Origin of the sequence: Halobiforma lacisalsi AJ5 (genome assembly GCF_000226975.2) — an archaeon.
GTDB classification, from domain to species: Archaea; Halobacteriota; Halobacteria; order Halobacteriales; family Natrialbaceae; genus Natronobacterium; species Natronobacterium lacisalsi.
Genome location: NZ_CP019285.1, coordinates 3,996,549 through 4,019,982, shown reverse-complemented (window position 1 = coordinate 4,019,982; position 23,434 = coordinate 3,996,549). Strand labels below are relative to the sequence as shown.

At 61.9% G+C, this 23,434-nt stretch carries 22 protein-coding genes, 1 rRNA gene and 3 pseudogenes; 18 read left to right on the top strand and 8 right to left on the bottom strand.

Annotated elements, in window-relative coordinates:
* The first annotated feature begins 4 nt into the window (after positions 1-4).
* From CHINAEXTREME_RS19590 to CHINAEXTREME_RS19575, 4 genes are read left to right on the top strand one after another with little or no spacing between them, the layout of a single operon-like run.
* Positions 5-178, top strand: a complete 174-nt coding sequence (locus CHINAEXTREME_RS19590; protein WP_007140536.1) for a 30S ribosomal protein S27e — start codon at positions 5-7, stop codon at positions 176-178.
* Entirely contained in the window at positions 175-975 is an 801-nt protein-coding gene (locus CHINAEXTREME_RS19585; protein ID WP_076738771.1) for a translation initiation factor IF-2 subunit alpha, read from the top strand. The genes CHINAEXTREME_RS19590 and CHINAEXTREME_RS19585 overlap by 4 nt, the downstream gene beginning before the upstream one ends.
* 13 nt (positions 976-988) lie before the next feature.
* Positions 989-1,168, top strand: coding sequence for an RNA-protein complex protein Nop10 (locus CHINAEXTREME_RS19580; protein ID WP_007140538.1), 180 nt, complete (start codon positions 989-991; stop codon positions 1,166-1,168).
* 7 nt (positions 1,169-1,175) lie between these two features.
* Positions 1,176-1,943: a proteasome assembly chaperone family protein gene (locus CHINAEXTREME_RS19575; protein ID WP_007140539.1), complete on the top strand. Its 768-nt coding sequence runs from the start codon at positions 1,176-1,178 to the stop codon at positions 1,941-1,943.
* 92 nt (positions 1,944-2,035) lie between these two features.
* Here CHINAEXTREME_RS19575 and CHINAEXTREME_RS19570 read toward each other — a convergent pair whose 3' ends face one another.
* Positions 2,036-2,815, bottom strand: a complete 780-nt coding sequence (locus CHINAEXTREME_RS19570) for a DUF7839 domain-containing protein (protein WP_007140540.1) — start codon at positions 2,813-2,815, stop codon at positions 2,036-2,038.
* Between the two features lie 206 nt (positions 2,816-3,021).
* Between CHINAEXTREME_RS19570 and CHINAEXTREME_RS19565 the strand changes: the two genes are divergently transcribed.
* From CHINAEXTREME_RS19565 to CHINAEXTREME_RS19555, 3 genes are all read left to right on the top strand, one after another.
* On the top strand, positions 3,022-4,266 hold the full coding sequence (locus CHINAEXTREME_RS19565; RefSeq protein WP_007140541.1) for a digeranylgeranylglycerophospholipid reductase: 1,245 nt from the start codon (positions 3,022-3,024) through the stop codon (positions 4,264-4,266).
* Between the two features lie 420 nt (positions 4,267-4,686).
* Positions 4,687-4,869, top strand: coding sequence for a hypothetical protein (locus CHINAEXTREME_RS19560; RefSeq protein WP_238593324.1), 183 nt, complete (start codon positions 4,687-4,689; stop codon positions 4,867-4,869).
* Between the two features lie 7 nt (positions 4,870-4,876).
* Entirely contained in the window at positions 4,877-5,149 is a 273-nt protein-coding gene (locus tag CHINAEXTREME_RS19555; RefSeq protein ID WP_007140542.1) for a DUF7123 family protein, read from the top strand.
* A 60-nt stretch (positions 5,150-5,209) separates the two neighbouring features.
* On the opposite strand, the gene CHINAEXTREME_RS19550 is transcribed toward CHINAEXTREME_RS19555, so the two are convergent.
* The gene (locus tag CHINAEXTREME_RS19550) at positions 5,210-5,956 is read right to left on the bottom strand and encodes an SDR family NAD(P)-dependent oxidoreductase (protein WP_007140543.1); all 747 of its coding nucleotides are present in this window, start codon (positions 5,954-5,956) and stop codon (positions 5,210-5,212) included.
* Between the two features lie 155 nt (positions 5,957-6,111).
* On the opposite strand from CHINAEXTREME_RS19550, the gene CHINAEXTREME_RS19545 reads away from it, so the two are divergent.
* From CHINAEXTREME_RS19545 to CHINAEXTREME_RS19530, 4 genes are all read left to right on the top strand, one after another.
* Positions 6,112-6,570, top strand: a complete 459-nt coding sequence (locus CHINAEXTREME_RS19545) for a universal stress protein (protein ID WP_007140544.1) — start codon at positions 6,112-6,114, stop codon at positions 6,568-6,570.
* Between the two features lie 84 nt (positions 6,571-6,654).
* Positions 6,655-7,281, top strand: a complete 627-nt coding sequence (locus CHINAEXTREME_RS19540) for a universal stress protein (protein WP_007140545.1) — start codon at positions 6,655-6,657, stop codon at positions 7,279-7,281.
* 53 nt (positions 7,282-7,334) lie between these two features.
* On the top strand, positions 7,335-7,937 hold the full coding sequence (locus tag CHINAEXTREME_RS19535; RefSeq protein WP_029601604.1) for a hypothetical protein: 603 nt from the start codon (positions 7,335-7,337) through the stop codon (positions 7,935-7,937).
* Between the two features lie 3 nt (positions 7,938-7,940).
* On the top strand, positions 7,941-9,185 hold the full coding sequence (locus CHINAEXTREME_RS19530) for a hypothetical protein (RefSeq protein WP_007140547.1): 1,245 nt from the start codon (positions 7,941-7,943) through the stop codon (positions 9,183-9,185).
* A gap of 2 nt (positions 9,186-9,187) precedes the next feature.
* Here the strand turns inward: CHINAEXTREME_RS19530 and CHINAEXTREME_RS19525 are convergent, their stop codons facing one another.
* Positions 9,188-10,600: a hypothetical protein gene (locus CHINAEXTREME_RS19525; protein ID WP_044961839.1), complete on the bottom strand. Its 1,413-nt coding sequence runs from the start codon at positions 10,598-10,600 to the stop codon at positions 9,188-9,190.
* 88 nt (positions 10,601-10,688) lie between these two features.
* On the opposite strand from CHINAEXTREME_RS19525, the gene CHINAEXTREME_RS19520 reads away from it, so the two are divergent.
* The 3 genes from CHINAEXTREME_RS19520 to CHINAEXTREME_RS19510 all read left to right on the top strand — a co-directional run bounded on the left by CHINAEXTREME_RS19520 (position 10,689) and on the right by CHINAEXTREME_RS19510 (position 12,776).
* Positions 10,689-11,114 carry a hypothetical protein gene (locus CHINAEXTREME_RS19520; RefSeq protein ID WP_010546704.1) on the top strand — a complete coding sequence of 142 codons (426 nt, stop codon included), beginning with the start codon at positions 10,689-10,691 and terminating at the stop codon, positions 11,112-11,114.
* A 52-nt stretch (positions 11,115-11,166) separates the two neighbouring features.
* Positions 11,167-11,502: a CGCGG family putative rSAM-modified RiPP protein gene (locus CHINAEXTREME_RS19515; RefSeq protein WP_007140550.1), complete on the top strand. Its 336-nt coding sequence runs from the start codon at positions 11,167-11,169 to the stop codon at positions 11,500-11,502.
* A 104-nt stretch (positions 11,503-11,606) separates the two neighbouring features.
* Positions 11,607-12,776, top strand: coding sequence for a TIGR04053 family radical SAM/SPASM domain-containing protein (locus CHINAEXTREME_RS19510; protein WP_007140551.1), 1,170 nt, complete (start codon positions 11,607-11,609; stop codon positions 12,774-12,776).
* A gap of 664 nt (positions 12,777-13,440) precedes the next feature.
* Here CHINAEXTREME_RS19510 and CHINAEXTREME_RS19505 read toward each other — a convergent pair.
* Positions 13,441-15,279 carry an acetyl-CoA carboxylase biotin carboxylase subunit gene (locus CHINAEXTREME_RS19505; RefSeq protein ID WP_007140552.1) on the bottom strand — a complete coding sequence of 613 codons (1,839 nt, stop codon included), beginning with the start codon at positions 15,277-15,279 and terminating at the stop codon, positions 13,441-13,443.
* 297 nt (positions 15,280-15,576) lie between these two features.
* On the opposite strand from CHINAEXTREME_RS19505, the gene rrf reads away from it, so the two are divergent.
* Positions 15,577-15,697: ribosomal RNA gene (rrf, locus tag CHINAEXTREME_RS19500) — 5S ribosomal RNA — on the top strand.
* 191 nt (positions 15,698-15,888) lie between these two features.
* Here the strand turns inward: rrf and CHINAEXTREME_RS19495 are convergent.
* The 3 genes and pseudogenes from CHINAEXTREME_RS19495 to CHINAEXTREME_RS19485 form a co-directional block, all read right to left on the bottom strand.
* A pseudogene (locus tag CHINAEXTREME_RS19495) lies at positions 15,889-16,771 on the bottom strand (IS1595 family transposase).
* A gap of 288 nt (positions 16,772-17,059) precedes the next feature.
* Positions 17,060-17,980, bottom strand: coding sequence for a hypothetical protein (locus CHINAEXTREME_RS22330; protein ID WP_238593323.1), 921 nt, complete (start codon positions 17,978-17,980; stop codon positions 17,060-17,062).
* 334 nt (positions 17,981-18,314) lie between these two features.
* The gene (locus CHINAEXTREME_RS19485) at positions 18,315-18,812 is read right to left on the bottom strand and encodes a hypothetical protein (protein ID WP_238593322.1); all 498 of its coding nucleotides are present in this window, start codon (positions 18,810-18,812) and stop codon (positions 18,315-18,317) included.
* 413 nt (positions 18,813-19,225) lie between these two features.
* Here CHINAEXTREME_RS19485 and CHINAEXTREME_RS19475 point away from each other — a divergent pair.
* Positions 19,226-20,394, top strand: a pseudogene (locus CHINAEXTREME_RS19475) (ISH3 family transposase); the annotation flags it as partial.
* Between the two features lie 157 nt (positions 20,395-20,551).
* On the opposite strand, the pseudogene CHINAEXTREME_RS19470 reads toward CHINAEXTREME_RS19475, so the two are convergent.
* Positions 20,552-21,376 (bottom strand): annotated as a pseudogene (locus CHINAEXTREME_RS19470) (IS5 family transposase).
* A gap of 421 nt (positions 21,377-21,797) precedes the next feature.
* Between CHINAEXTREME_RS19470 and CHINAEXTREME_RS21590 the strand changes: the two are divergent.
* Together CHINAEXTREME_RS21590 and CHINAEXTREME_RS19465 are read left to right on the top strand one after the other, a co-directional pair.
* Positions 21,798-22,565 (top strand): helix-turn-helix transcriptional regulator, encoded by a 768-nt coding sequence (locus CHINAEXTREME_RS21590; protein WP_152423882.1) that lies wholly within the window; start codon positions 21,798-21,800, stop codon positions 22,563-22,565.
* Positions 22,566-23,188: 623 nt separating this feature from the next.
* Positions 23,189-23,389 carry a hypothetical protein gene (locus tag CHINAEXTREME_RS19465; RefSeq protein WP_007140558.1) on the top strand — a complete coding sequence of 67 codons (201 nt, stop codon included), beginning with the start codon at positions 23,189-23,191 and terminating at the stop codon, positions 23,387-23,389.
* Positions 23,390-23,434 lie beyond the last annotated feature (45 nt).

Below are 23,434 nucleotides of genomic sequence, written 5' to 3'. Positions count from 1 at the left end.
TACGATGGCAGGAAACTTCTACAGCGTCCGTTGCGGTGACTGCGAGAACGAACAGGTCGTCTTCGGCAAGGCCTCCACGGAGGTCGCCTGTGCAGTCTGCGGAACCACGCTCGCCCGGCCGACCGGTGGAAAGGCCGAGATCGAACACGAGATCGTCGAAACAGTCGAGTCACGATGAAATACAGCGGCTGGCCCGACTCCGGCGAACTCGTCGTCGGCAAGATCGACGAGATCGAAGACTTCGGCGTCTTCGTCGATCTCGAGGAGTACGAGGACAAGCGCGGCCTCATCCACATCTCCGAGGTCGCCAGCGGATGGATCAAGAACGTCCGCGACCACGTCCGCGAGGGCCAGATCGTCGTCTGTAAGGTGCTGGACGTCGACAAAGACTCCCAGCAGATCGACCTGTCGCTGAAGGACGTCAACGACCACCAGCGCTCCGAGAAGATCCAGCAGTGGAAAAACGAGCAGAAAGCCGACAACTGGATGGAACTCGCGCTGGGGGAAGACGCCGACGACGAGACCTACACGGCCATCGCCAACGAACTGATCGGCGCCCACGGAAGCCTCTACGACGGCTTCAAGCAGGCTGCGATCCACGGCGACGAGGCTCTCGAGGACACTGACCTCTCGGACGAGGAGATCGACGTGATCGTCGACACGGCCCGCGAGAACGTCTCGGTGCCGTACGTCAACGTCCCCGGCTACGTCGACCTCGAGAACCCGTCGCCGTCCGGCGTCGACGGCATCCGCGAAGCGCTCGAGGCCGCCGAAGGCAACGGCGAGGTTCCAGAAGAGGTCGACCTCGAAGTCAGCTACGTCGGTGCACCCGAGTACCGCATCAAAGTGCAGGCGCCCAACTACAAGACCGCCGAATCCCAACTCGAGGAAAGCGCCGAGCGCGCGATCGCCGCGATCGAGGAGGAAGGCGGCGAGGGCGAGTACCACCGCGAGCGCCGCATCGACGACGAATAGGACGAGGACGAAGATGAAATCCGACATCCGGGTGTGTTCGGCGTGGCGCGAGCGACACGACCGCCCGGTGTATACCCTTTCTGTCGACTGTCCCGACTGCGGCGCGGACGCGGTAAACAGCGCCCCGGCACCGTTCGACCCCGAGGACCCGTACGGCGAGTACCGACGGTCTCTTAAGCGTCGCAATCGCTGATACGGGTATGGACCAACTCGAGGTCGACGCGGTCGCCGAAGCGGAACTGGACGACCCCGTACTCGTCGAGGGGTTGCCCGGCGTCGGACACGTCGGCAAACTCGCCGTCGATCACTTGATCGAGGAGCTCGCGGGCGAGAGCACGCTCGTTCGCCGGATCTACTCCCGGGAGTTCCCGCCACAGGTCAGCGTCGAGGACGGCGTCTCCGAGCTGACCTGTACGGAGATCCACGCCGTCTCGGTCGAGGACGGGCGGGACCTGCTCCTGTTGACCGGTGACCACCAGGCCCAGTCCAACGAGGGCCACTACGTGCTGACCGACGCCTTCCTCGACGTCGCCGAGGAGTTCGGCGCGAGCGAGGTGTTCGCGCTGGGCGGCGTCCCGACCGGCGAACTCATCGACGAGTACGCCGTCGTCGGTGCCGTCAGCGACGAATCGATGTGTGACGAGTTCGAAGACGCCGGGGTCGAGTTCCGTGAGGACGAACCGGCCGGCGGCATCGTCGGCGTCTCCGGGCTCCTCCTCGGTCTTGGGGACCGCCGCGGCTTCGACGCGGCCTGTCTGATGGGCGAAACGAGCGGCTACATCGTCGATCCCAAAAGCGCCCGTGCGGTCCTCGAGACCCTCGAGGAACTGCTCGGCTTCGAACTGGAGTACGACTCCCTGGACGAGCGGGCCGAGGAGATGGAGGAGGTCGTCGGCAAGATCCAGGAGATGGAACAACAACAGGGGATGGACGTCCCAACCGACGACGACTTGCGGTACATCGGCTGAGCCGGTCGCGGACCCTCGAGTCGCTTTTCCCGTTTTCTCCGATTCGTCCGGTTACTACGTTCCGAGAGTTCCTCTCGAGTCGTCTCTCGGGTCTACCCTTCGAGCACTTCGTACGAGACGTCGGCGTCCCGGAGCGCGTCCGTGACGCGGCCGACGGAGTCCGTGGTGGCGACGACGGTGACCTCGAGGCCGTGTTCGGCGGCGTCCGCGGCGAATTCGCCGACGGCGAACGTGACGGACGGCTCGACGTCGGTCTGTCGGCAGGCCACAATGGCCTCGATGCCGGTCGCGGCGACCCGATCGGCGCCCGCACAGGCGTCGCGGACGGTGTCGTCGTCGATCGCACGACTGCCGCCGGTCCGGATGCTGGGGACCTGCAACACCGTGACGGAGCCGGGCTCGAGATCCATGACGCCCTCGAAGCTCGTGACGCCGACCTCGGTGCCGGCCTCGGCGTCGGTGGTCGCGATTCCGGTCGCGGGGCCTTCGCTGCCCGGTTCGGCGTGGAGCAGTCCGTCCTCTATGAACAGCGAAACCGTTTCGCCTTCCTCGATCTCCTCGAGGGCGATGTAGGCATCCTCGCTCATCGCACCGAGGACGTCGCCCGTGACGTGGTCCGCGAACCGGCGGACGTCGTCGGCGGCCCTGAACAGCCAGTCGACGCCTTCCTTGGTGACGCGGTACCGCGATCGTCCTTCCTTCTCGACGAGTCCGTCGTTGACCAGTTCACGGATGTACTCACTGACCGCCTGGCTCGTGACGCCGACTTCCTCGGCGATCTCCCCCTGGCTCACGGCGGGCTGGCGCTCGGCGATCTGGACGAGAATCCTGAACCGCGTCGCGGCCCGCTTGTTGTCGAGGACGTCGACCATATTCCTTGGTTTTCGGGAGCGGAGCAAAAAGGTACGCGGTCGCCGACGGCAGACACAAGACGTTGCCCGTCGTACGTGGGAAACGAACAGAGCGACGTCATCCGGGACGTGATCTGCCCGCAATGATCAGGTGAAATATCTGTCCGGATACTGATACCGCGGAGAGACCGGACAGACTAATTAGGCTCCGAGACAGTTCCGAGTTCATGAACGAGCGCTACGACGTAGTGATCGCCGGCGCCGGACCCGCCGGCGGACAGTGCGCCCGCGATCTCGCGACGAGAGGATACGACGTCGTCGTCCTGGAAACCGAACCGGAAGACGAGTTCCCCCGTCAGAGCAACAAATCGACCGCCGGAACGTTCCCGTCGATGATGGCCTCGTTCGGGATCCCCGACGATGTCGTGATGCAGTACACCGACAGCGTCGTCCTCGAGTCGCCGACCGACCACTACGTCCGGGAACAGCCCGGTGCCGTCCTCGAGTTCGCCGACTTCAAGCGGTTCCTCGTCGAGGACAGCCGCGAGAACGGCGCGGAGTACCGGTTCGGCGCACGGGTCACTGGCCCGATCATGGAGAACGGGGAGATCGTCGGCGTCCAGTACAACGGCGACGAGGAGGTCTACGGCGACATCGTGATCGACGCGACCGGCCCGAGCGCACCGATCGCGAAGGAACTCGGCGTTAGCGACCTCCAGCGCGAGAACCATGCGATCGGGATCGAGTACGAACTCGAGGGGATCGACATCGACCGCCCCGGATTCGCCGACCTCCACGACGCGATGATGCTGCGACTCGACCACGATATCGCGCCTGGGGGCTACTCGTGGATCTTCCACACGGGCGAGGACACAGCAAAGGTCGGACTCTGCTACATCCAGAACGGCCACCACCAGCGCTACGCAAAGGACAGCTACACCATCGACGACTACCTCGAGCACTGGCTCGAGACGGACCCGCGGTTCGCGGACGCCGAGCGCATCGAGGGCAAGCAACACCGCGGCTCGGCCCACATCCAGATGCCCGGGAAGATGCACGCCGACCGGTTCATGGCGATCGGCGACACCGTCCCGACGGTCGACCCGCTCTGGGGCGAGGGCATCAACAAGTGCATGCAGTCCGGGCGGATGGCCGCCGCCGCGGCTGACAGCTGTCTCAAACACGGCGACCTCGAGCCGTCCGCGGAGAACCTCGAGGTCTACGAGACGCTGTGGCACCGGGAGGTCGCGCCGAACATGCGCAGCCGCCTCCTGATGACGAAGCTCCTCTATCTCGCGGGGAACGAACGGTACGATCAGCTGATGGCGGACCTGAACCGGCTGGACGACGAGACGCTGGCGAAAGCCAACAAGGGGAACGTCCGGGCGATCATGCGACTGCTCGAGCCCGGCGACCTGCCCATGCTCGCGACGTTCGCGAAACGCGAATTGGATCTCGATCTCCCCTTCTAGGGTCACGTCTCGAAGCCTTCCTCCAGGATCGATCACCTGTCGACCGCGGCGTCGGTGGACGCGATGTCGCGTGTGCCCGTTCCGACTGACGATTACAACGGAGGTTACTGACGAAATCGACCCGAGGTCGCGAGTAAATCCGAACCGAAGTCGTGAATTCCCCGGGATCTACCGAACAGAAACGAAAGAATTAGCAGCGGTTCTAAAACGTCTACGGCCCTCTAGATCGTTTTATTGGCTCTATAAAACGACTCGAAACGGCCGACGAGTGCCGTGATTCGTGAAACAAAGTGAATCACAGCTAATGATATGTTCTTTATATGGGGTCGGAGGGGAAAGGGGAGAGTGAGTCGAACCATGTTGCGGACCCCGAACACGGATCCTCACGCTCGCCCCGCCGCCCGGCGAGTGGCGTCTGCCGTGAGCGAATCCGTCCTCCCTCCGGTGCGAGCGATCGCGTTCTGGCTGACGATCCTGTTGCCGGCGGTGGCTCTCGTCGCGCTTTCGATGGGAGCCACGTCGGTCTCCCCGCCGACCGTCGTCGGGTTCCTCGCGGCGTACAGCGCGTGTGCAATCATCGGTCACGATCACAGTCCCCACTAACAAAACTATGAGTACGAGCGCAACCCAGACCCAGACCCAGTCACAGTCCACACAGCACTCCTCCAAGGCACAGCGGCTCGTCGACTACTTCAAAGAAGAACTCGAGCGCCAGTCCGGCGACCTCTATGTCAAAGGCAAGTTCATCGCGGACGACGTGGACCTCTCGCCGAAGGAAATCGGCGCGCTGATGGTCCAGCTACAGGATTCGGTCGAGGATATCGAGATCGAGAAGTGGTCGTACACGTCCGCGACGACCTGGCGCGTCTCCGACGGATCGTAAGACGGGTCGGGCGCCCTCTACGTCTCCCCCTTCTGACTCGAGCCGACCAACCGACCACGGTCAGACGGATTCGGGCAACCAGCCACCGTCGACTTCGACGTTCTCGCCGCTGACGTAGTCGGTCTCGGGATCGAGGAAGAAGTAAAGCGGCTGGACCAGATCCTCGTAGCTTGCCGGGCGGTCCCGCGGGAGTTCGTCCGGGAACACGTCGGAGTTCTCGACGACGTACGGCGAGATGGCGTTGACCGTGATCCCGTCGTCCTGGGTGTCCGCCGCGAGCATGCGCGTAAACATCAACACGCTCGCCTTCGCGGCGAAGTACGGGAAGTTTCGCGGGCTGACGAGCCCCTTTTCCGAGGAGGCGTAGCCGACGTTGACGATCCGTCCGTAGTCGTCGTCGCGTTCACGCATCGCCGGCAGCGCCCGCTTCGAACAGAGGTAGGTCCCGTCTACGTTGGTCGCAAAGACGCGTTTCCACGTCTCGAACTCGAGGTCCTCCCAGTGTGTCGGGGCGAAGTCGCCGACGTTGTTCACGAGGACGTCGACGGTCCCAAGTTCGGATTCGACGGTAGAGAAGAGGCCGTCGACGCTGCCGGGATCGGTCACGTCGGCCTGAACCGTCGTCGCGTCTTCGGCCCCGCGCTCGAGCGCCTCGTCGGCGACCTCGCGGGCGGCGTCGGCGCTCGTGTGGTAGTGAACGGCCGTCCTGGCTCCGCAGTCGGCCGTCGAAAGCAGGAGTTCGCGGCCGACGCCTTTCGCGCTTCCCGTGACGAGTACGGTGTGGTCCGAGAGATCCGGTCCGTCCATGCCGGGTGGTTGGCGAGCGCGTGGAAAAGTCGCCCGGAAGCGGAAGTCGGCGACGGTATATCGGAGTCCTGCACGGTCGGCCGACGTTCGACCCGACCGTCTCACGGCGTGTATCACACGCGTGGTTTTAGTTACCCGCACGATTTACTGGGGGTATGACCGTAGCACTCGAGACGGTACTTCTCGCCGTCGGACCCGGCGATGCGAACCGAACCGACGAACTCAGCGACGCGCTCCTCGAGGTCGCGGCCCCCGCGGACGCGACCGTCGTGCTCGCACACGTCTTCACGAGCGACGAGTACGACGAGGTGCTCGAGCGCCTCGAGTTCGAGACTGGCGCCGACGTCGACCCCGACGAGGTCGCCGCCCGCCACTCGACGATCCGCGAACTCAGGACGGCGCTCGAGGAACACGGCGTCGAATACGAGGTCCGGGGTACCGTCGGGGATCACGGCCCGTCGATCGTCGACCTCGCGCTCGACGTCGACGCGGACCGCGTGCTGGTGGGCGGCCGTCGGCGCTCGCCGGCAGGGAAGGCGGTTTTCGGGTCGACGGCCCAGGAAGTGTTGCTGTCCTCGCCGTGCCCGGTCACGTTCGTTCGCGGGGAGGAGTAGGCGGTCAGTCTCCTCCTCGCTCGACCCGTCAGCCGCCGAACGTGGGTCGAGGCTATTTATGGTCGCCTTCCCAACTGTCGACCGATGTACGACGACGTCCTCATTCCGACGGACGGGAGCGACGACACGCGGCGATCGATCGAACACGGATTGACGATCGCCGAGCGGTTCGACGCGACGGTTCACGCCCTCTCGATCGTTCCGGAGGGACCGCTGGGCACGTTCGAGAGCGAGGATGCAGCACCGGCGGCCCGTCGAGCGGTCGATCACGTCGCCTTCGAAGCCGACCGTCGCGGGATCGACGCCACGACTGCGGTCCGCCAGGGAGTCCCCCACGAGGAGATCCTGAACTACGCGGACGAGGAGGGGATCGACGCGATCGTCATGGGGACCCAGGGACGGACGGGGCTCGATCGCGTGCTGGTCGGGAGCGTCACGGAGCGCATCGTTCGGATGGCCGACATCCCCGTCGTCACGGTTCGACTCGCCGACGATCTCCGGATCGAGGGGGAAGACGAGGCCGAGCGACTCGCCCGCGACGCGCTCGAGGACCGCGGTGACGATCCGGAAACGCCGCTTTCCGGTCAAATCTACCGGATCAGTGGGACCTGGCGGGTGTCGTTCGAAACGTCGGGCGACGAACCGCTCGAGGCACACGTCGACGGCGTCACCGGCGACGTGGCGTTCGATCGGCCGGACGCGGACGCGTAGCCGGGGACGGGACACGCGTCGGGGTCGAAGGAGAAGAACAAGAGTTGGGGTACATGTTCGGGACGGGATACTGGGCCGTCGATACCGTATCTCGATCCGAGATGAATCCGTTCTCGAGAGGGGCCGACGCGGACGGCGACGGCTTCGACGACGCGTCCGAGTTCGTTCCCGAGCACCTCCCGGATCCCGGTCCGTTCCTCGCGGGCCACGACGTACTCGTCGAGGAGGATCACGTCGGCTTTCACGAACTGACCGAGGAACTGTTCGAGGAGCGGGGCGTCTACGACGCGACGTTCGGCTACAACCTCGCCCGGCTCAACCTCGATCACCGCCACCCCGAGGCGGGCTACCGCTATGCCGTCGACGCCGACGACCCGTCGGTGCTGCGGGCCGAGTTCTCCCCGACGACGGAGTTCTGTCCGCAGGCCGACGCCCTGACGAAGGGATCGTTCCGGGCCTGGAACGGCCTGTCCGACCGCCACGAGTACGACCTGGTCCGGGTGCGCGTCGATCCGACCCACCACCAGGCCGAGGGGCTCAACGAGGCCCTCGAGCGACTCGAGACCGAGTACCTCGAGACTGGCGAGATCCCCGGAAAGGACCGGTCTGCCGACGGGGACGACGAGAGCGATCGGCGAACGCAGTCGCCGTTCTAGCCGATGGGTGCGCCAGCGGGCACCGCGACGGCGACCGTCACCCGCTGGTCGCGGCTCTTCGTCGCGACCGGCGTCGGCTTCTTCGTCGCCTGGCACCTGGCCGCGCTGGCGGGGTATCCCCGGTCGGCGACCGTCGTGCTCGGCGTCAACGGCTTCGTCCTCCACGTCGTTTTCGGGAAAGCCTACGCCCTGATCCCGTCGTACTTCGCGCGCGAACTCGCCGTCCCGACTGCAGCCGTGCTTCATCTGCCGCTTGCCGCGCTCGGAACGGTCGGGGCGTTTCTCGGGGCCGCCGGCGTCGGACCGGCCGTCCTCGAGGCTGCCGGACTCACTCTCTGGCTCGGCGGCTGTCTCGTCTTCGTCGGCGTGCTCGGCTGGACGATCAGTGATAACCCCACTGGGGACGAAACGGGCACCGGCAGCGCGAACGCTGAGCGACGGCCCATCGACCGAATCGCCAACGCTGCCGTTCCGTTCGTGCTCGCGTACCTGCTCGCGGGTTCGTCGCTCGCGCTCGTCGGTGTACTCGGCCTCGAGGGCGGGTTCCCAGCGTTCGTCCCGGCCGGTCCGGGGGTTACGCACTTGCTCGCGGCGGGAACTGCGGCACTGCTCGTGTTCGCGGTCGGGTTTCGTCTCCTCCCGCGGCTGCTCGTCGTCTCGCCCTCGCGGCCGCTCGTCGTCACGGTGCTTGCGACCGGAGTGATGGGACCGGCACTGCTCGCGGCCGACCTCCACGGCGACTGGCTCTTTCGCGCCGGAGCCACGCTCCAGGCGACCGCGCTCGCCGGCTTCGGGACCGCGTACGGCGACATGTTCCGTCGGAGCGATCGACCCCGAGTGGGGGGTCGGACGGTTCTCGTCGCGGCCGCCTTCGCCGTCCTCGCGGCGTTGCTCGGGCTCTCGTTCGCCCTCGGGCCGGCCCTCGGCTCGGGCGCGGCCGCGTTCGACGCCCACTACCGACTCGCCGTCGGCGGCTTCCTCGGGCTGACTATCGTCGGCGTTACCTACTACTTCTACCCGCCCGGGATCGCCACCTCCCGGTTCGTCGACGATCGGACAGCGGGGGCCGCCGCGGCTGCGCTCGCCGTCGGGCTCGTTCTCGAGGCGTGTGGGTTACTCTTGGGTGCCGGCGGGTCGGGAACGTTGCTGGCACTGGCGGTGCCGCTCGGGCGGACGCTCTCGACGGTCGGGGCGGTCATGTACGCGACCGTCGTCGGGACGGTCTTCCTGGAGCGGGGATTGACATAGCGTCAGGGGCCGGCTTCGGGTTCAGAACCGGACCCGGCCGAACCCTCGGCCCCGATATCGACGTCCGGCCCCGGCTCGCTTTCCTCCCCTGACTCCCCGTCCTCGAGCGTCGTGAACACGCCGACGAGGCCATCGGGACTGTGCCGGCGGATCGTCAGCAGCATGTTCGCGACGAACAGACAGAAGCCGACGGTCGCCACCGCCCCGCCGGCCGTGAGGGCGATTCCGGGCAGGTCCGCCAGCGGAGTCGCGACCATCGCGGCGACGCCGACGAGCGTCAGGGCGAGGTCGGCCCGCTCGAGGCGGTCGTCGTAGAGGTCGTCGATCATCGGAACCTGTTCGAAGCCGAGCCGGTCGCTGTACTCCTCGAGCCAGATGATGAACGGAACGATGTGGTACAGCGAGCCGACGACGACGAACGCGAAGACGCCGAACACGAGCAGGTTCGTCGCGTCGGGGTGGCCGAAGAGGCCGGCGTACCCGAGCGGGTCGGACCACCACGCGGGAAAGGCGACGACGCTCCAGGCGACCAGCGAGGCGACGACCACCCAGTAGCGGTCTGTCATCGGCGAGCGGTCCGCGGTCGACCCGCCAAGGATCCGGGCGACGACGACCGCGACGGCGAGCAGCGCGGCGAGAAGGGCGACCCCGCCGACACGGGCGAGGGGTTCGATGCCGAGCCCGCGCCCGACCGAGAGCGCGACGATCGCTGCCGGAAAGAGCGGCTGTTCGACGGCCAGCAGGCGATCGTCGAGAGCCGTGAGATCGTACTGGGCGAACATCTGGCCGAGCTGTACCAGCGCGCCGATGATCGTCCCGATTACGGCTCCGTACAGCGCGAGCGTCGCGTGGGCGAGCACGACCTCACCCCTGGCGAACGGAACGCCCTCGAGCAGCGGCGTCGTGAAATCGACGGCGAGCAGGAATCCAAGCGGCGCGACCGCGGCGAAGCAGACGAGCGCGACGGCGAAGTGGCGTTCCGTGAACTCGAGCGGTCGGGCGCGGAGGAGCGTGCGACCGACGTTGTAGACGAACAGCCAGATGCCGGCCAGCAGCGCCGCAGCGGCCAGAGGGAGCCAGGCGAGGTCGCCGACGAGCAGGATGGGGACGAACGCGACCAGGCCGACGACGACGAGCCACAGCTGGGTGACGGCGAGCCGCCGCGAGTGGATCGTGACGCCGGACCAGACGGGAACGAACTGTGTCATCGCGCCCATGATCGTCACCCCGACCCAGCCAAGCAGGAGGGCGTGGACGGAGGCGATGTCGGCCAGTCCGGGCAGCGTTTCGACGGTCATCGCGGTGGCGCCGACGATCCCGGCGACGAGGAAGGCGAGCGCGAGGACGAAGTGTCGAAGCGGGATCGCCATCGGCGGCTGCTGGTCGGTCCGTAGTCCGCCGGGTATCCGGTTCATACTCGCCCGTTGGGGGCCGAACGCCGTGCCGTTGTGTCCGAACGTGTTCGGGACGGACGTTTCGCGGCTCGGCGGCGTACGTACTGGCATGTCAGCCGACGCAACGAGCCAGGAGCCGGGATCCGAAAGCGATACAGACCGTTCGACCGAGGCCACGACCACCGTCGAGGTCCGCTGTACCGGCCACGTCCGCGAGGCCGTCGGTACCCACGACCTCGAGTTCGCGTTCGAGGGCGACCGGCTCCGGGACTTCCTCGAGGCCTTCTTCGACGAGTACGACGTCGAAGACATGCTCATCGCCGAAACCGAGGACGAGGCAACCGCCCACGGGTGGGCGGAGCCGCCGGAGGAACTCCCGGGGACGTGGCGAAAGAACCCCGAAGGCGAGCAGACTCGTACCTACGCCCGAGTCTGCATCAACGGCCGGTTCAACGAACACTACGACGGGTTCGAGTCCGAACTCGAGGACGGCGACCGCGTCGCGCTCATCTACCCCTTCATGTTTTGCTGCTAGGGCGAACGCGTTCGTCTCAGCCCTTACCCCGCTCGAGGCCGCAGGTGGCCGCATGAGCGAAGACGTCAGCGGCGCCGAACCAGTGACGCGTCGCGTCCACGAGTGCTCGTGGTCGGCGAACCTCGAGAAGCCCGTCCACGCCGACGACCGAGACCTGGTCGTCGAACAGGCCAAGGACGCGGTCGAGGCGACCGCCGACGGCTACCACGTCAACCTGGTGACCCACGGCGACCACGGCCACCCCGAGTCGTACCTCTGGCCGGAACTCGAGGCGGCGTTCCCGGTGGTCGACGGCGATGTGGACGGCGCCGAGCCCCGAATCCGCCTCGAGTACGTCGACCAGTGTGGCTGCGGTGGCCACGTCACCCGCGTCCACGTGGGGGAGTAACCGGCCGTGTCACCCCTTCAGCCCGCCGACGAACATGTCACCGTCTTCCCGACCCCTGGGAAGGAGAGAGTCCCTTTCCTTTGCGTCCTCGTAACCCTCGAGTAATGCGACCCGGCAATCTCGACACCTCCGACCGACCGTTCGTGCTCATCTGGGAACTCAGCCAGGCCTGTGAACTGGCCTGTGACCACTGCCGGGCCGACGCCCAGTCCCAGCGCCACCCCGACGAACTCACGACCGAGGAGGGCAAGCGGCTGCTCGAGGACGCGGCCGAGTTCGGCGAGGGGCAGTTGGTCGTCCTCTCGGGCGGCGACCCGCTCGTCCGGGACGACGTCGAGGAACTCGTCGCCTACGGCGACGACCTTGGGCTCCGGATGACGATTACCCCAAGCGGGACCCACTCGCTGACCGCCGAGCGCATCGAGGCGCTGGCCGACGCCGGCCTCAGGCGGATGGCGGTCAGCCTCGACGGCGCGACACCCGAGAGCCACGACGATTTTCGCGGCGAGGACGGCAGTTTCGAGGAAACGATCCGGGCGGTCGAACAGGCCCGCGAGGCGGGGCTTCCCGTCCAGGTGAACACGACCGTCTGTCGTCAGACCGTCGGCGACCTCCCCGAAATCCGCGACCTGCTGACGGAGATCGGCGCGGTGCTGTGGAGCGTCTTCTTCCTGGTCCCCGTCGGCCGCGGACGGATCCTCGAGCCGATCGATCCCGACGAGGCCGACGCGGTGATGGCCTGGCTCGACGAGGTCAACCGCGAGGAGCCGTTCGGAATCAAGACGACCGAAGCGCCCCACTACCGCCGCGTGGCGCTCCAGCGGGATCGGGACCGAGGGCGCGATGCGGAGACCGACGGGGAACCCGGCCGCTCGAGCCGCGAGAGCAATGCCGACGACGGCATCCAGCGCCGCACCGGGATCATCGCGGGCGACGGCTTCGCGTTCGTGAGCCACACCGGGGAGGTCTATCCCTCGGGCTTCCTCCCGGAATCGGCCGGCAACGTGCGCGAACGCCCGGTACACGACATTTACCGGAACGCGCCGCTGTTCGAGTCGCTCCGGGACCGCGACCGACTCGAGGGCAAGTGCGGCGCCTGCGAGTTCCGCCACGTCTGCGGCGGGAGCCGCTCCCGTGCGTACGCTCACACCGGGAATCCGCTCGAGAGCGATCCGCTCTGCCCGCACATCCCGGAGGGGTACGACGGACCGCTGCCGTGGGATGACGAAGATGCCGCACCCGACCCCGACGTGACGCCGTCGGTCGGGGACTGATACGGATCCCTGTCCCGATGTACCGACGCAACCGCCGTCCGGATCGCGGTTGCGCCGGAACTGACGGACAGTAAACCGTATGAGCCGTTTCCGCCGACCGTTCGATCTTCTTCTACTCGCTACTCACTACCCACTATTCGGTATTCGGTATTTGCCACTCACCACTCACCAATCACCACTCGCTCGAGCGAACGGCGATTCCTGCTCGAGCTACCGAGAACGTGTGGCTCCGCGGATCGAACGGTCGAAAAAACGCTTCGTAGAGAGGGTCGGCGATCGGGTCGACTGACTGACCGAACGACCACCGCAAGTGGGTGAGACGAGACCCACAACCCGATCACCGGTGACGATGGCTCTGTGAGACCGGTGTCGACCGATTCGGGCCGACGTTTGGTCGGACACTCGCACGCAGGAGCCGGGACTGCTACCGTGTACTGAGACGCTCACTGTTGCCGGTCGTCCACGGGGTCGCGTGGACGGGCTCCGCGTGCATCCGGTCCTTTCGACCGGAACCGTTTCGACGTTCGGGCGAAGACGTTCGGCTCGAGCGGACGGGAGGTGGTAGATACGGATAGCTGCCGTTCCCGGCGACCGGTCGACGGCGTCCGTCGGTCGCGATGCGGCCCGCTGGCCGAACGCCCGAAAACGAGCGAAAAAGCGCCCGTTACTCGAGGACGACCAGCGTATCGCCCATGTCGACGCTCTGGTCCTCTTCGACCGGGATCTCGGTGACGGTGCCGCCCTGGGAGGCGACGATGTCGTTTTCCATCTTCATCGCCTCGAGGACGACCAGCACGTCGCCCGCGGCGACTTCGTCGCCTTCCTCGATCTCGATGTCGAGGATCGTCCCCTGCATTTCGGCGTCGACGGTCTCGCCCTCGCCGGCGAGGTCCGCGCCGCCGCCGCTGCTATCGCCGCCGGCCGGCTGGGGCGGGCTCGTCCCGCTGCCGCCGCTTGTCTCGACCTCTCCGGCTGGGATCGCCGGCGCGCCGTGTTCCTCGAGTTCGACCTCGAAGCGCTTGCCGTTGACCTCGACGGTGAACTCGCGTTCGACGGTGTCCTCGTCGTCGCCGTTCCCGTCGCCGGTGTCGCCGCCCCACTGCTGTTGGGCCTCTTCGATCCGGCTCTGGTCCATCTCCTCGTCGAGGTACTTCGTCGTGTGCGTGCTCGCGACGAACTCCTCGTCGGTGAGCATCAGCCGGTGGAACGGGATGATCGTCGGGATGCCCTCGATGTCGTACTCCCGCAACGCGCGCAGCGAACGCTCGATACACTCGTCGCGGTCCTCGCCCCAGACCACGAGTTTCGCGATCATGGAGTCGTAGTCGGTGACGAGTTCGTCGCCTTGCCGCAAAGCGTCGTCCAGACGGACGCCGATCCCGCCCGGCGGATCGTACGTTTCGAGCGTGCCGCCGGTCGCGGGCGCGAAGTCGTTGGCCGCGTTCTCGGCGTTGATACGGAACTCGATCGCGTGGCCGTCGAACTCGACGTCGTCCTGGTCGAAGTCGATCTCCTCGCCCGCGGCGATCCGGATCTGGCGCTTGACGATGTCGTAGCCCGTGATCTCCTCGGTAACGGTGTGTTCGACCTGGATCCGGGTGTTGACTTCGAGGAAGTAGAAGTTCGCGTCCGGGCCGAGCGGGCCGTCCCGGCCGGGTTCCTCCTCGACGAGGAACTCGACGGTGCCGGCGTTGGTGTAGTCGGCCGCGGCGACGCCACGACGGGCGGCCTCGCCGATCTTCTCGCGGAGTTCGTCCGTCAGCGCCGCGGACGGCCCTTCCTCGATGACCTTCTGGTGGCGGCGCTGGAGCGAGCAGTCACGTTCGCCGAGGTGACGAACGTTCCCGTGTTCGTCCGCGAGGATCTGGACCTCGATGTGACGGGGCTGCTCGAGGTAGCGCTCGAGGTAGACGGAGTCGTTGTCGAAGTACGCCTCGCCCTCGCGTTTGGCGCTCTCGAGTTGGTCCTCGACTTCCTCCTCGGAGCGGACGACCTTCATCCCACGGCCGCCACCGCCGCCTTCGGCCTTGATTGCGATGGGGTAGCCGTGTTCCTCGCCGAAGGCCTTGACCTCCTCGGGGTCGGTCACCGGTTCCGTGGTCCCGGGGACGATCGGCACGTCCGCCTCGGACATGATCGAGCGGGCCTTGGTCTTCTCGCCGAGCGCCTCCATGGCGTCGCTGGAGGGGCCGATCCACGTGATCCCCTCGGCGTCCTCGACCTTGCTCGCGAACTCGGCGTTCTCCGCGAGGAAGCCGTAGCCCGGGTGGATCGCGTCGGCGTCGGCCTTGCGCGCGGCCTCGATGACGGCCTCGTGATCCAGATAGGAGTCGGCCGCTCGAGCGGGGCCGACGTTGTACGCCTCGTCGGCGTAGCGCACGTGGCCGGCGTTCTTGTCGGCGTCGGAATAGATCGCGACGGTTCCGATGTTTAGTTCTTTACACGCGCGCATCACTCGGACGGCGATTTCACCACGGTTTGCCACCAAGACCTTCCTGAACATTCCTGTGAGAACTGTCGTCGGGCCACTACCTTACTTTTTCGCAACCGGTCGGCCGTCGACGTCCGCTCGTGGATCCGACGGCGGTGGTCGATGACGATCACCGCCAGGCCGTCGGGAAACCCGGGACGCCCATCGGTTCGTTGAGGGTTATGGTATGTGTCCAGTTCCCATCCTCGAGTCGGCCGGGGCGACCGAACGCCGGGCCGAAACGGAAAGTATATCCGAGCGACGGATCGATACTCGAGTAAGAAAGACCGACGGTGGTCTTCGCCGCGGTTCGATTCCGCGGGTCGGCGTTGAGGCGGCCACAGCGGCGGGGAACACCCGTACCCATCCCGAACACGGAAGTTAAGCCCGCCTGCGTTCCGGCAAGTACTGGAGTGGGAGACCCTCTGGGAACGCCGGTTCGCCGCCTCGCTATTCATACCGTATTTCAGACGTCGATACGCCATATTGACAGGTTCAAGACCAGTCATCGGGCCGTGTTTAGTTAAGCGTGAAAAGTGAGGTGTGCTGATTGCAGCTGTTTCATTACAGAAATCACACGCCTCAGCGGTAGTAGCGACTGGGTTGATTTGGATTTCACTCTTGCGTAGCACATTGTTGATTTCAGAGCATAGCTCGGATGGCGTGTTTGAGAGCAGTTCTCCCAGGCTTTCTGTATAGTTCTCGCCGTAGCTGAAACGCTCTGAGGTACTGTGTGAGTTTGTCCTTCGAGATCCCTCGATGGGGCGAGAGTCACCGTCGCGTCACCGAGGCGTGGCTCTCGCAAGTATTGACGTGTACCTCGTCGCCAGCGTATTCACCGTCACCGTGGACGACGTATCACGGTCGAATGCGTCGTCCTCTTAGAGCGGTTCGTACGCTCGAATGCCGTCAGTATAGACGAGCAACGACTCCTGCAGGCCGACCGCCAGGAGGAGTCGAATCGTCGATCCGTCGGCGGCTTTCGCTGAGATCAGGTACCGTTTTTCAGTCCCGCGATCAGCGAGAATGAACACGGGTGGCTTGTCACCGCTATACGATCCACATCCGCGTGTGGACAGGCCACGCGAGCGCGACTCTTAGTCGCGCTTGCGGCCTTTCTTCCCGTCTGAGACGTATACTTCGTCGATTTCGACCGGGCCAACAAGATTGAGGGAAGGCGCATCGAGCGCGCTGGCGAAGCGCTCGATGCGCCGATGCATCGTTTTGTGTGTAAACTCGATTTCGCACTGTAGCTGCCGAAGACTCGTGTTAAACCGGAGAAACGCGTAGATAGAGAACAACCACCGATGGAGTGCAACCTTCGAGTGAGCGAAGATCGTGCCAGTCTTGTCGTTGAACGTGCGGTCGCATCCTTACAGAGATGCCGTTGAAACTCCCTGTAGCTGCCGTTCTTGACCGTCCGGTCAGAACGGCAGCGAGGACAGGTAACACCGTCACGCCAGCGAACCTGCTGCAACAGGTCCGCTGCGACCGATTCCGACCCAAAAACATCTAGCGGAATCATGCCTAACGGACACCGCTGACGCGGTTTCCTTGCTCTCTTCGATTCTACAGCGACAGCTAAGCGGCGTCAACAATTCCTACAGAAGAGCGATGCTACAAACTATACACGACCAAGGTGAAAGCCGAAATTGACATCATAAATCGGTAGTGATGGGGCACACCTATCCACAGATCCCAAGGAGACCACTCGCAGACCTGATGATTTCGCGTACCGCTGGTTACGAGTGAACAATCATAAAAAGAATTCAGTCGCGGTACTATTGAACGGAGCGACCGTCTATCCCACTCCTCAGGCTCGGATTTCCATACTCTTGATTTTCGCTTCGAACTCCAGGTCAGTTCTCGACCGGTAAAGAGAGACTTCGACACTCCCGCCGATTGCAGCTCCGATCCGGTATACGTCTCCACTTCTGAAGATTCCCTCTTCACTATCGGTTTGTTCCAGCGTGTTGCTGTGCTCGCCACTCCCCTCTTGAATAACCTCAACGACGTCAAAGGTTGTATCGCTACCGAAGTCGGAGGTGATTGTAGTCCCCTGTGTCAGGTTCTGGAGGAACCAAGCAATCTGAACACCGGCGTGTGTGCTGGTATTATCCATCATGTCCCCTACTGAGACTAGGAAGTTCGCACCGCCGAGCGCGATCGGAATGTATTGCACAGCGTCGGGATCAACCGACGTGGATGAGTCGTCATCAGAGGCGGGCTTTTCAATACCCGCTTGCTCGGACTCTGACGTCGGGATGGACCCTGGAACGTCCAGATCGTACTCTAGTCGAGCGTCTACGAACACGTTGGCCTCGTCAGTCTCCATCTCAAACGGCACTCCCATGACGACCCCAAAGTCTGTCGGTGAGCCAGCCGCCTTTTCCGAACATTCGCCACTAACCACACCGTTGTAGCGCCCCCTCGAAGTGTTTTCAACATCCAGCGTGTCCCAGCGGTCATCTTCGTAGATATCGGCAACTTCGAATGGGTAAGAACTGCGATCAAAAAACGAGACAGTGTCCCCCGATTCGATAGTTATAGGTTCGCCACGAGTTTGCGGATCCTCCGGAAGTTCACCTGTGGCGAATGGTTCGTTGCTTTCAGTTCCAATTTCTTCTTCATCGGGGTTGTCTTCTTCGCGAGCTGCGACAGGCATTGTCAGTGCAGTCCCTGCTAGGGCGATGCCACTTGTCTTCAATACCGAACGGCGGGTTTTGCGATCCATGATCCAGTTGTATGATTAATGTGTTTTGACTATAGATTATCTCACGAATGATTTTTCACGATAGAATGGGTTTCGCCACTGCCTGAAGAACATACCCACTCATCAACCATTTGGTTGGAGAATGATCAGGACTAGAGTTTCGCTACAGCAAAGCCCAAATAGACTGTACCAGGTGAGTATTCACTCAGTACTTCCACTGGTTCCCGCTGGCGTTAGTTTGCAACCTGTCGATGAAGGATCGCGAGGCGACACCCATCGTCGTTCTCAACGCAACTCATCGCGCTCAGTGCCCAGTAGTCGGTGTCCAGTGATTGTACCTTCGAATATCCGAGGTTTATTGACGAAGATCAGTACTTTCAGTCGTTCGAGGTCGTATATCCTCGATCGTGTTGTCTAGAGCAGTAAGAATGTCGCTGTCAGACGGTTCAGACTCCAAGCGATACTGGGCGGTAAGAGCAGCCGCGGGAGTAGGCCAAGTGATCACTAACCGTGAGTCGGGGAGACGTTCCCCAACCATATCCGGGTGCTCAAACGTCTCTTCGTACGCATCAGTTTCAACCCACGATAACCACGTACTCCAGGCTTCCCCGCCCAGTAGCGCGATTACCCGCTTCTGTTTGAGCCACTCGACTGCCTGAGGTGCTGCGATGTCGTGAGTATCTGGTATCACGATGAGGTTAGCGTCCTTCGGCGCGTCTACAATCTGCATCGTATCCGGGATTGAGAGCTCAACGTTTAGATCGATGTAGACTGGATGTTCCTGGAGGTTTTCATACTCTTCACTGCTGAGTTCTGAACATCCGGCTAACGTTCCTGTGAGTGCAGTTCCCAAAGCAGTAAGAACATACCGACGCATCAAACTTTCCGAACTATTACGGGCTTGATTAACAGTCTGAAATCGGGGACAGTCGTTTGTGGGGGGCATAGTCAATCAGTCCTGTCTAAAGGCCTTCTTCACTTCGCTTCTAGTAATTATATAATACATCCATTTTAATAGATATTATGATTTGATGTCTGGTCGGCTGATCGACAGAGACATCTTGAAGATGGTGGAATTATTGGAGTTTTTGCAAGCAGTCAAGGCGAATGTCCTGAGGATTGACCCCGGAATCAAGACCGACCTTAATCACATCTTCTTTCGGGAGATTGATACTGAGCCGATGATGATGATCGGTACTTCCCAACCGGTGTGAGAGCCGGTTCTAAAGCGTTGGTCTCATAAGGAAGATGTCTGGTTGAGTGAATGTGTTCACGATCCCTCAAGCAGACGGTGTTCTTTCGGACTCGGATGTCAAAGATGTAGCGGAGAACGTTATCGGCCAGCTCCCGCTGCCAGGGATCGAGGGTTCGCCCCTCGATCCCGGCGAGATCTGGGCTGTCGTCATTCTTGCAGCCGTCAACCAGACCTCTGTCTGGGAAACGTGCAAAGAGAACGACGACACTCCCTGTGACGATACCGTGATGAACTGGTTACACACGCTCGACCGGGAGTGGCTTGAGTTCGTTGCTAACCTCCTGCTCAGACAGTTAGCGATGACGATCCTCGACCCTGACCGGTCGAGGATCGTCTCCATCGACTTTGTCGATAACCCCTATCACGGGACCTACGCCGACGACGAAGGCGAACTCTGTCGCATGCACGCCAAAGATGGTACAACCACGTGTCACCGCTACTGTACGGCGTATCTCGTTTCGAACGAGAAGCCGGTGACGTTGGCCATGACCTACGTCCGCAGCGACGAATCAGAGGCCGACGCGGTCGAGCGTGTCCTCGACCGCGTCAAGACCTATCCCTTCGAGATAGACCTTCTCCTGGCTGATCGTGGCTTCTACAACGAACGCATTTTGCGCCGATCTCGGGAGATCGCTGCAACCGTTGTTCCCGTCCAAAACAAGGGCGATCGTATGCAAGAGAAGCTAGAGACGCACTGCTCGTACATGACGACCTATCGAATGTACGAGGGCCGCGAGCAGGAACTGGAATTCCCGCTCGCGGTCGCAGTGTCCTATCACGCCGGAGATCGGGGAAAAGCGGCGAGGTCGTTCGAGGCTATGTGGCGTGCGATCTGGCCGATCGCACGCCCAAACAGGTCGTACGACTCTATCGAAAGCGCTCAGCGATCGAGACGAGCTACCGGGTGTTTCGTCAAGCACGACCGATAACGACAACACAGGATCCAGTCATTCGGTTTGCGTTCGTCTTGGTTGGATTCTTGCTGGAGAACCTCTGGCTTGTGCTTCGCTGGGCGGTCGTCGCCCGCCCACGTCGGGGCGGGCGCGACCTTCCAGAGGAGTTTACGTTCAAAACCTTCTCTGACTGGATCAGACATGCGTTAGAGGAGGAGTTAGACCGGAGGTGGCAGCTGGAGATGAATGGGGTAGGCGTCCCAGACGCATACGGAGCGGCCGCGGGCTGGCGTCAGCCCGCGGCCTCGGGCCTTCCTCTCCCGAGCTGCAGCACCCGTCCACTACTGCTTCATTCGGGTAATTCAGCCTGAATTCCTCCTGATGTGAGCTCCGTTTCCTCGTTGGTTCTCTATTCTGCTTTGTTGAATAGCTGCTGAATGATGGTTAGAGCGGTTCACAGAGCTTTTCTATGTTGATGATGGCGAACATGAGGACGATTTCACGGAACTATCGATACCAGCCCAGCGCTCGCACGGCATCGCCGAGCGAGCGCTTCGTCGTCGAGTACGACGTTTCGGCCATCCAGCGCTGAGCGTAGCCTTTTGTCCGGATGAGCGCGTTGTTCCCTGTCGTGAGTGGCCTCGATCCACGCTGTGAGATCAGTGGTTCGACACCGAGGGCGTAGAACTCGTATTTGGTGTGCCAGTTGTGGAAGGCTTTGTCAGCCGCCACGGAAAGCAGGTCGTCCGCGTTTCGGCGGACGACCTGCGGCCCTGTCTTCGTATCATGCTTCCACCGGGCCGAAATATGGACGTCAAGAACTGCAAGAGGCTCTACATCGGTTAATGTGGTCACTTTCAGTGTCTGGACGCTATTCCCGGATCTCTGACGGTAGTACGATGAAGCAGCGCGTCGATCAAAGAACGTACTGTCGAGAGCGACGTGCCCAGACTGCGGGTGTTGCTGTGGTGAAACGCGCAGCAACGCCCGCCACACCCACATTTTCAGCCGATCGAACGACTTGTAGATCGTGCTGTAATCCGGCAGCTCGTCCTGATCGAGGTCAAGTACGTCACGAATCTCAGACATGTACTTCAGCCGGTTCGGCGTTTCACGGTAGCTATGGCCCTCTTCGAGCCGAAAACAGTGCAAAACGACGTGTACCCAGCGGGCGAACCCGCCGCTGGCGGGCTCGCCCGCGTGCTTCCCCAACGCTTGTTTAGCTAGGTCTCGACACTGCTCAACGAAGTCGAGGATGTCGATTTCCATACCAACCTCGATTTCCTCGACTTCACCCTTCTAACCCGTGATATCAGCTGATTAGATCGCTATTTAACAGAGCACTCTATTCTGGTGCTGCTACAGTCGTTCACCAGGAATCAGCATAGCTCACAGATCGACGTTCGGGAAGTACCGAATATCCCAATTCAGAGCGCTACCATCTGGCGTTGAAGCACTGAAGTAGACCCCGTACTCGCCTCCGTGGCCCAGGCCCCACGTTTCCGGGTCCAGTGTCCGTTCGAACCGTGCTGATGTGACACCGCCCCCCACTAAATTACAGGATAATAAACCAGAAAATTCCCCCACAATCGTCGGTTTTCTCCATAGCACCAGAATCAAAAGACAATAAATGGAATAAGAAAGAATTTAATAGTTGTAATAAAAATTTCCGATGGAGATATCAATTAGTATGGAGTCCTCAATCACTACCCGTGAAGAAGTACTCAAGAAACGGAACAACCTCCTAGAAAACTTATTGACTGAACCACAGACGAAAGCACAACTCATTGAAAACACAGGGCGATCTCGTTCTACGATTGACAGAGGGATCAAATCGCTTCAGGAACAAGGGTGTGTCCAGTATAAGAATGGGAGATATCATATCACTCAGACAGGCAAGATTTCCCATAAAGAATACACCCGACATCGTCAAGTTCTACAAGGAATTGAGGAAGCGAATGAGATATTAAAAGAATTACCGTCCCAACCCACGATCTCAACTCAGTTCATTAAAAACATTAATGTGAATGTCGCTGATCCGAAGGCTCCTGGGATAGTACTTAAAGAAAGTTATGGGTTGGTCAGAGAAGCGGATCAATTATTTAGATTAGCACCAGTGATAATGCCAGCATTTTCGAAGAACTTACTTGAGACTGTTAAGAAAAGCGAGACATCCATTGAGGTCGTTATAGAGGCGGATGTGTTAGACACAGTTGAAAAGGAAGACGATTCAGAGGTTTCCACTATTATCGCCCATCCAAACACCACTTTCCACAAGTTTGACGGTGAATTGCCTTTCTCCCTCTGGATCACCAAAGGTGATCAAGACTATGTGGGAATAAATATGTATAATCAAGACGGATTACTAGGTGTTTTGATAAACAAGTCAGAAGAAGCTGTTTCATGGGGGATATCTACCTTTGAAAACTACCGAAAACAGAGTACACACTACGACTAAATCGAACGTTCCGAATATAGTTCCGCAACTTCACACTCTTACGACAAATCGACACCTCAAAATCGTTGGAACGATCCCTCATAACACATGGATAAATGCCGTGTGGTTCATTGATAACTGAGTCAATATTCAATTCTTGACCGATCATGTCATTTTTTACTATCAGTTTTAATACTATCCGCCACATGTTGGGAGACCGAAGGCTCTGGGATCGACTTGCTTTCAGCTATCGAGAATCGAACGTGACACGGGCCGTCACCGGCCAGTCATTACACCGTGATTTTAATACGATCGGTACTGTCGCTGATCGTATCCGAATTCTACCGGTGGTAGCGACGCAACTATTACTGGGTTCGCGAACAGTCGCTCGAGCATCCTGTCTCACTGCCGGAGGTGAGCGCTGATGGAGCTGTTTCCCTCGACGAGTTACCGAAACGATCGGCATGGGCGGCGTATCTGCTTGAGCCAGAGCGGGAGCCGCCAGGCGAACCACGCTCCTACACCGGGACCGATACGTATCGCCGGCTCTACGATGCCCTCATCAAGACGTACCAAGACACCCCACGTCCGACGAGGGAACTCGTCGAAGAGATCCGGGGCTCCCCCGACTCGGAGCGAACAGTGTGCTCGAGGAGCCCCTCCAGGAGCGGTTCGCAGACGACCGGGATCGAGTCTCGGTCGAGCAGTTCGACTTCTTCGGAGACTGGAACTCGCTTCTCGAGGTCGACGACGAGTATATCGTCTTCACGAAAGAGGCGCTCGTGACGCTGCCAGAGACGAGGCCGGTCGTCGATCGACTCGAGCGCTTCGCGAAGGACGGATAGATCACGGCAGGGGTCCACATCGAGCAGGTCGGTCCCCATCCGGAG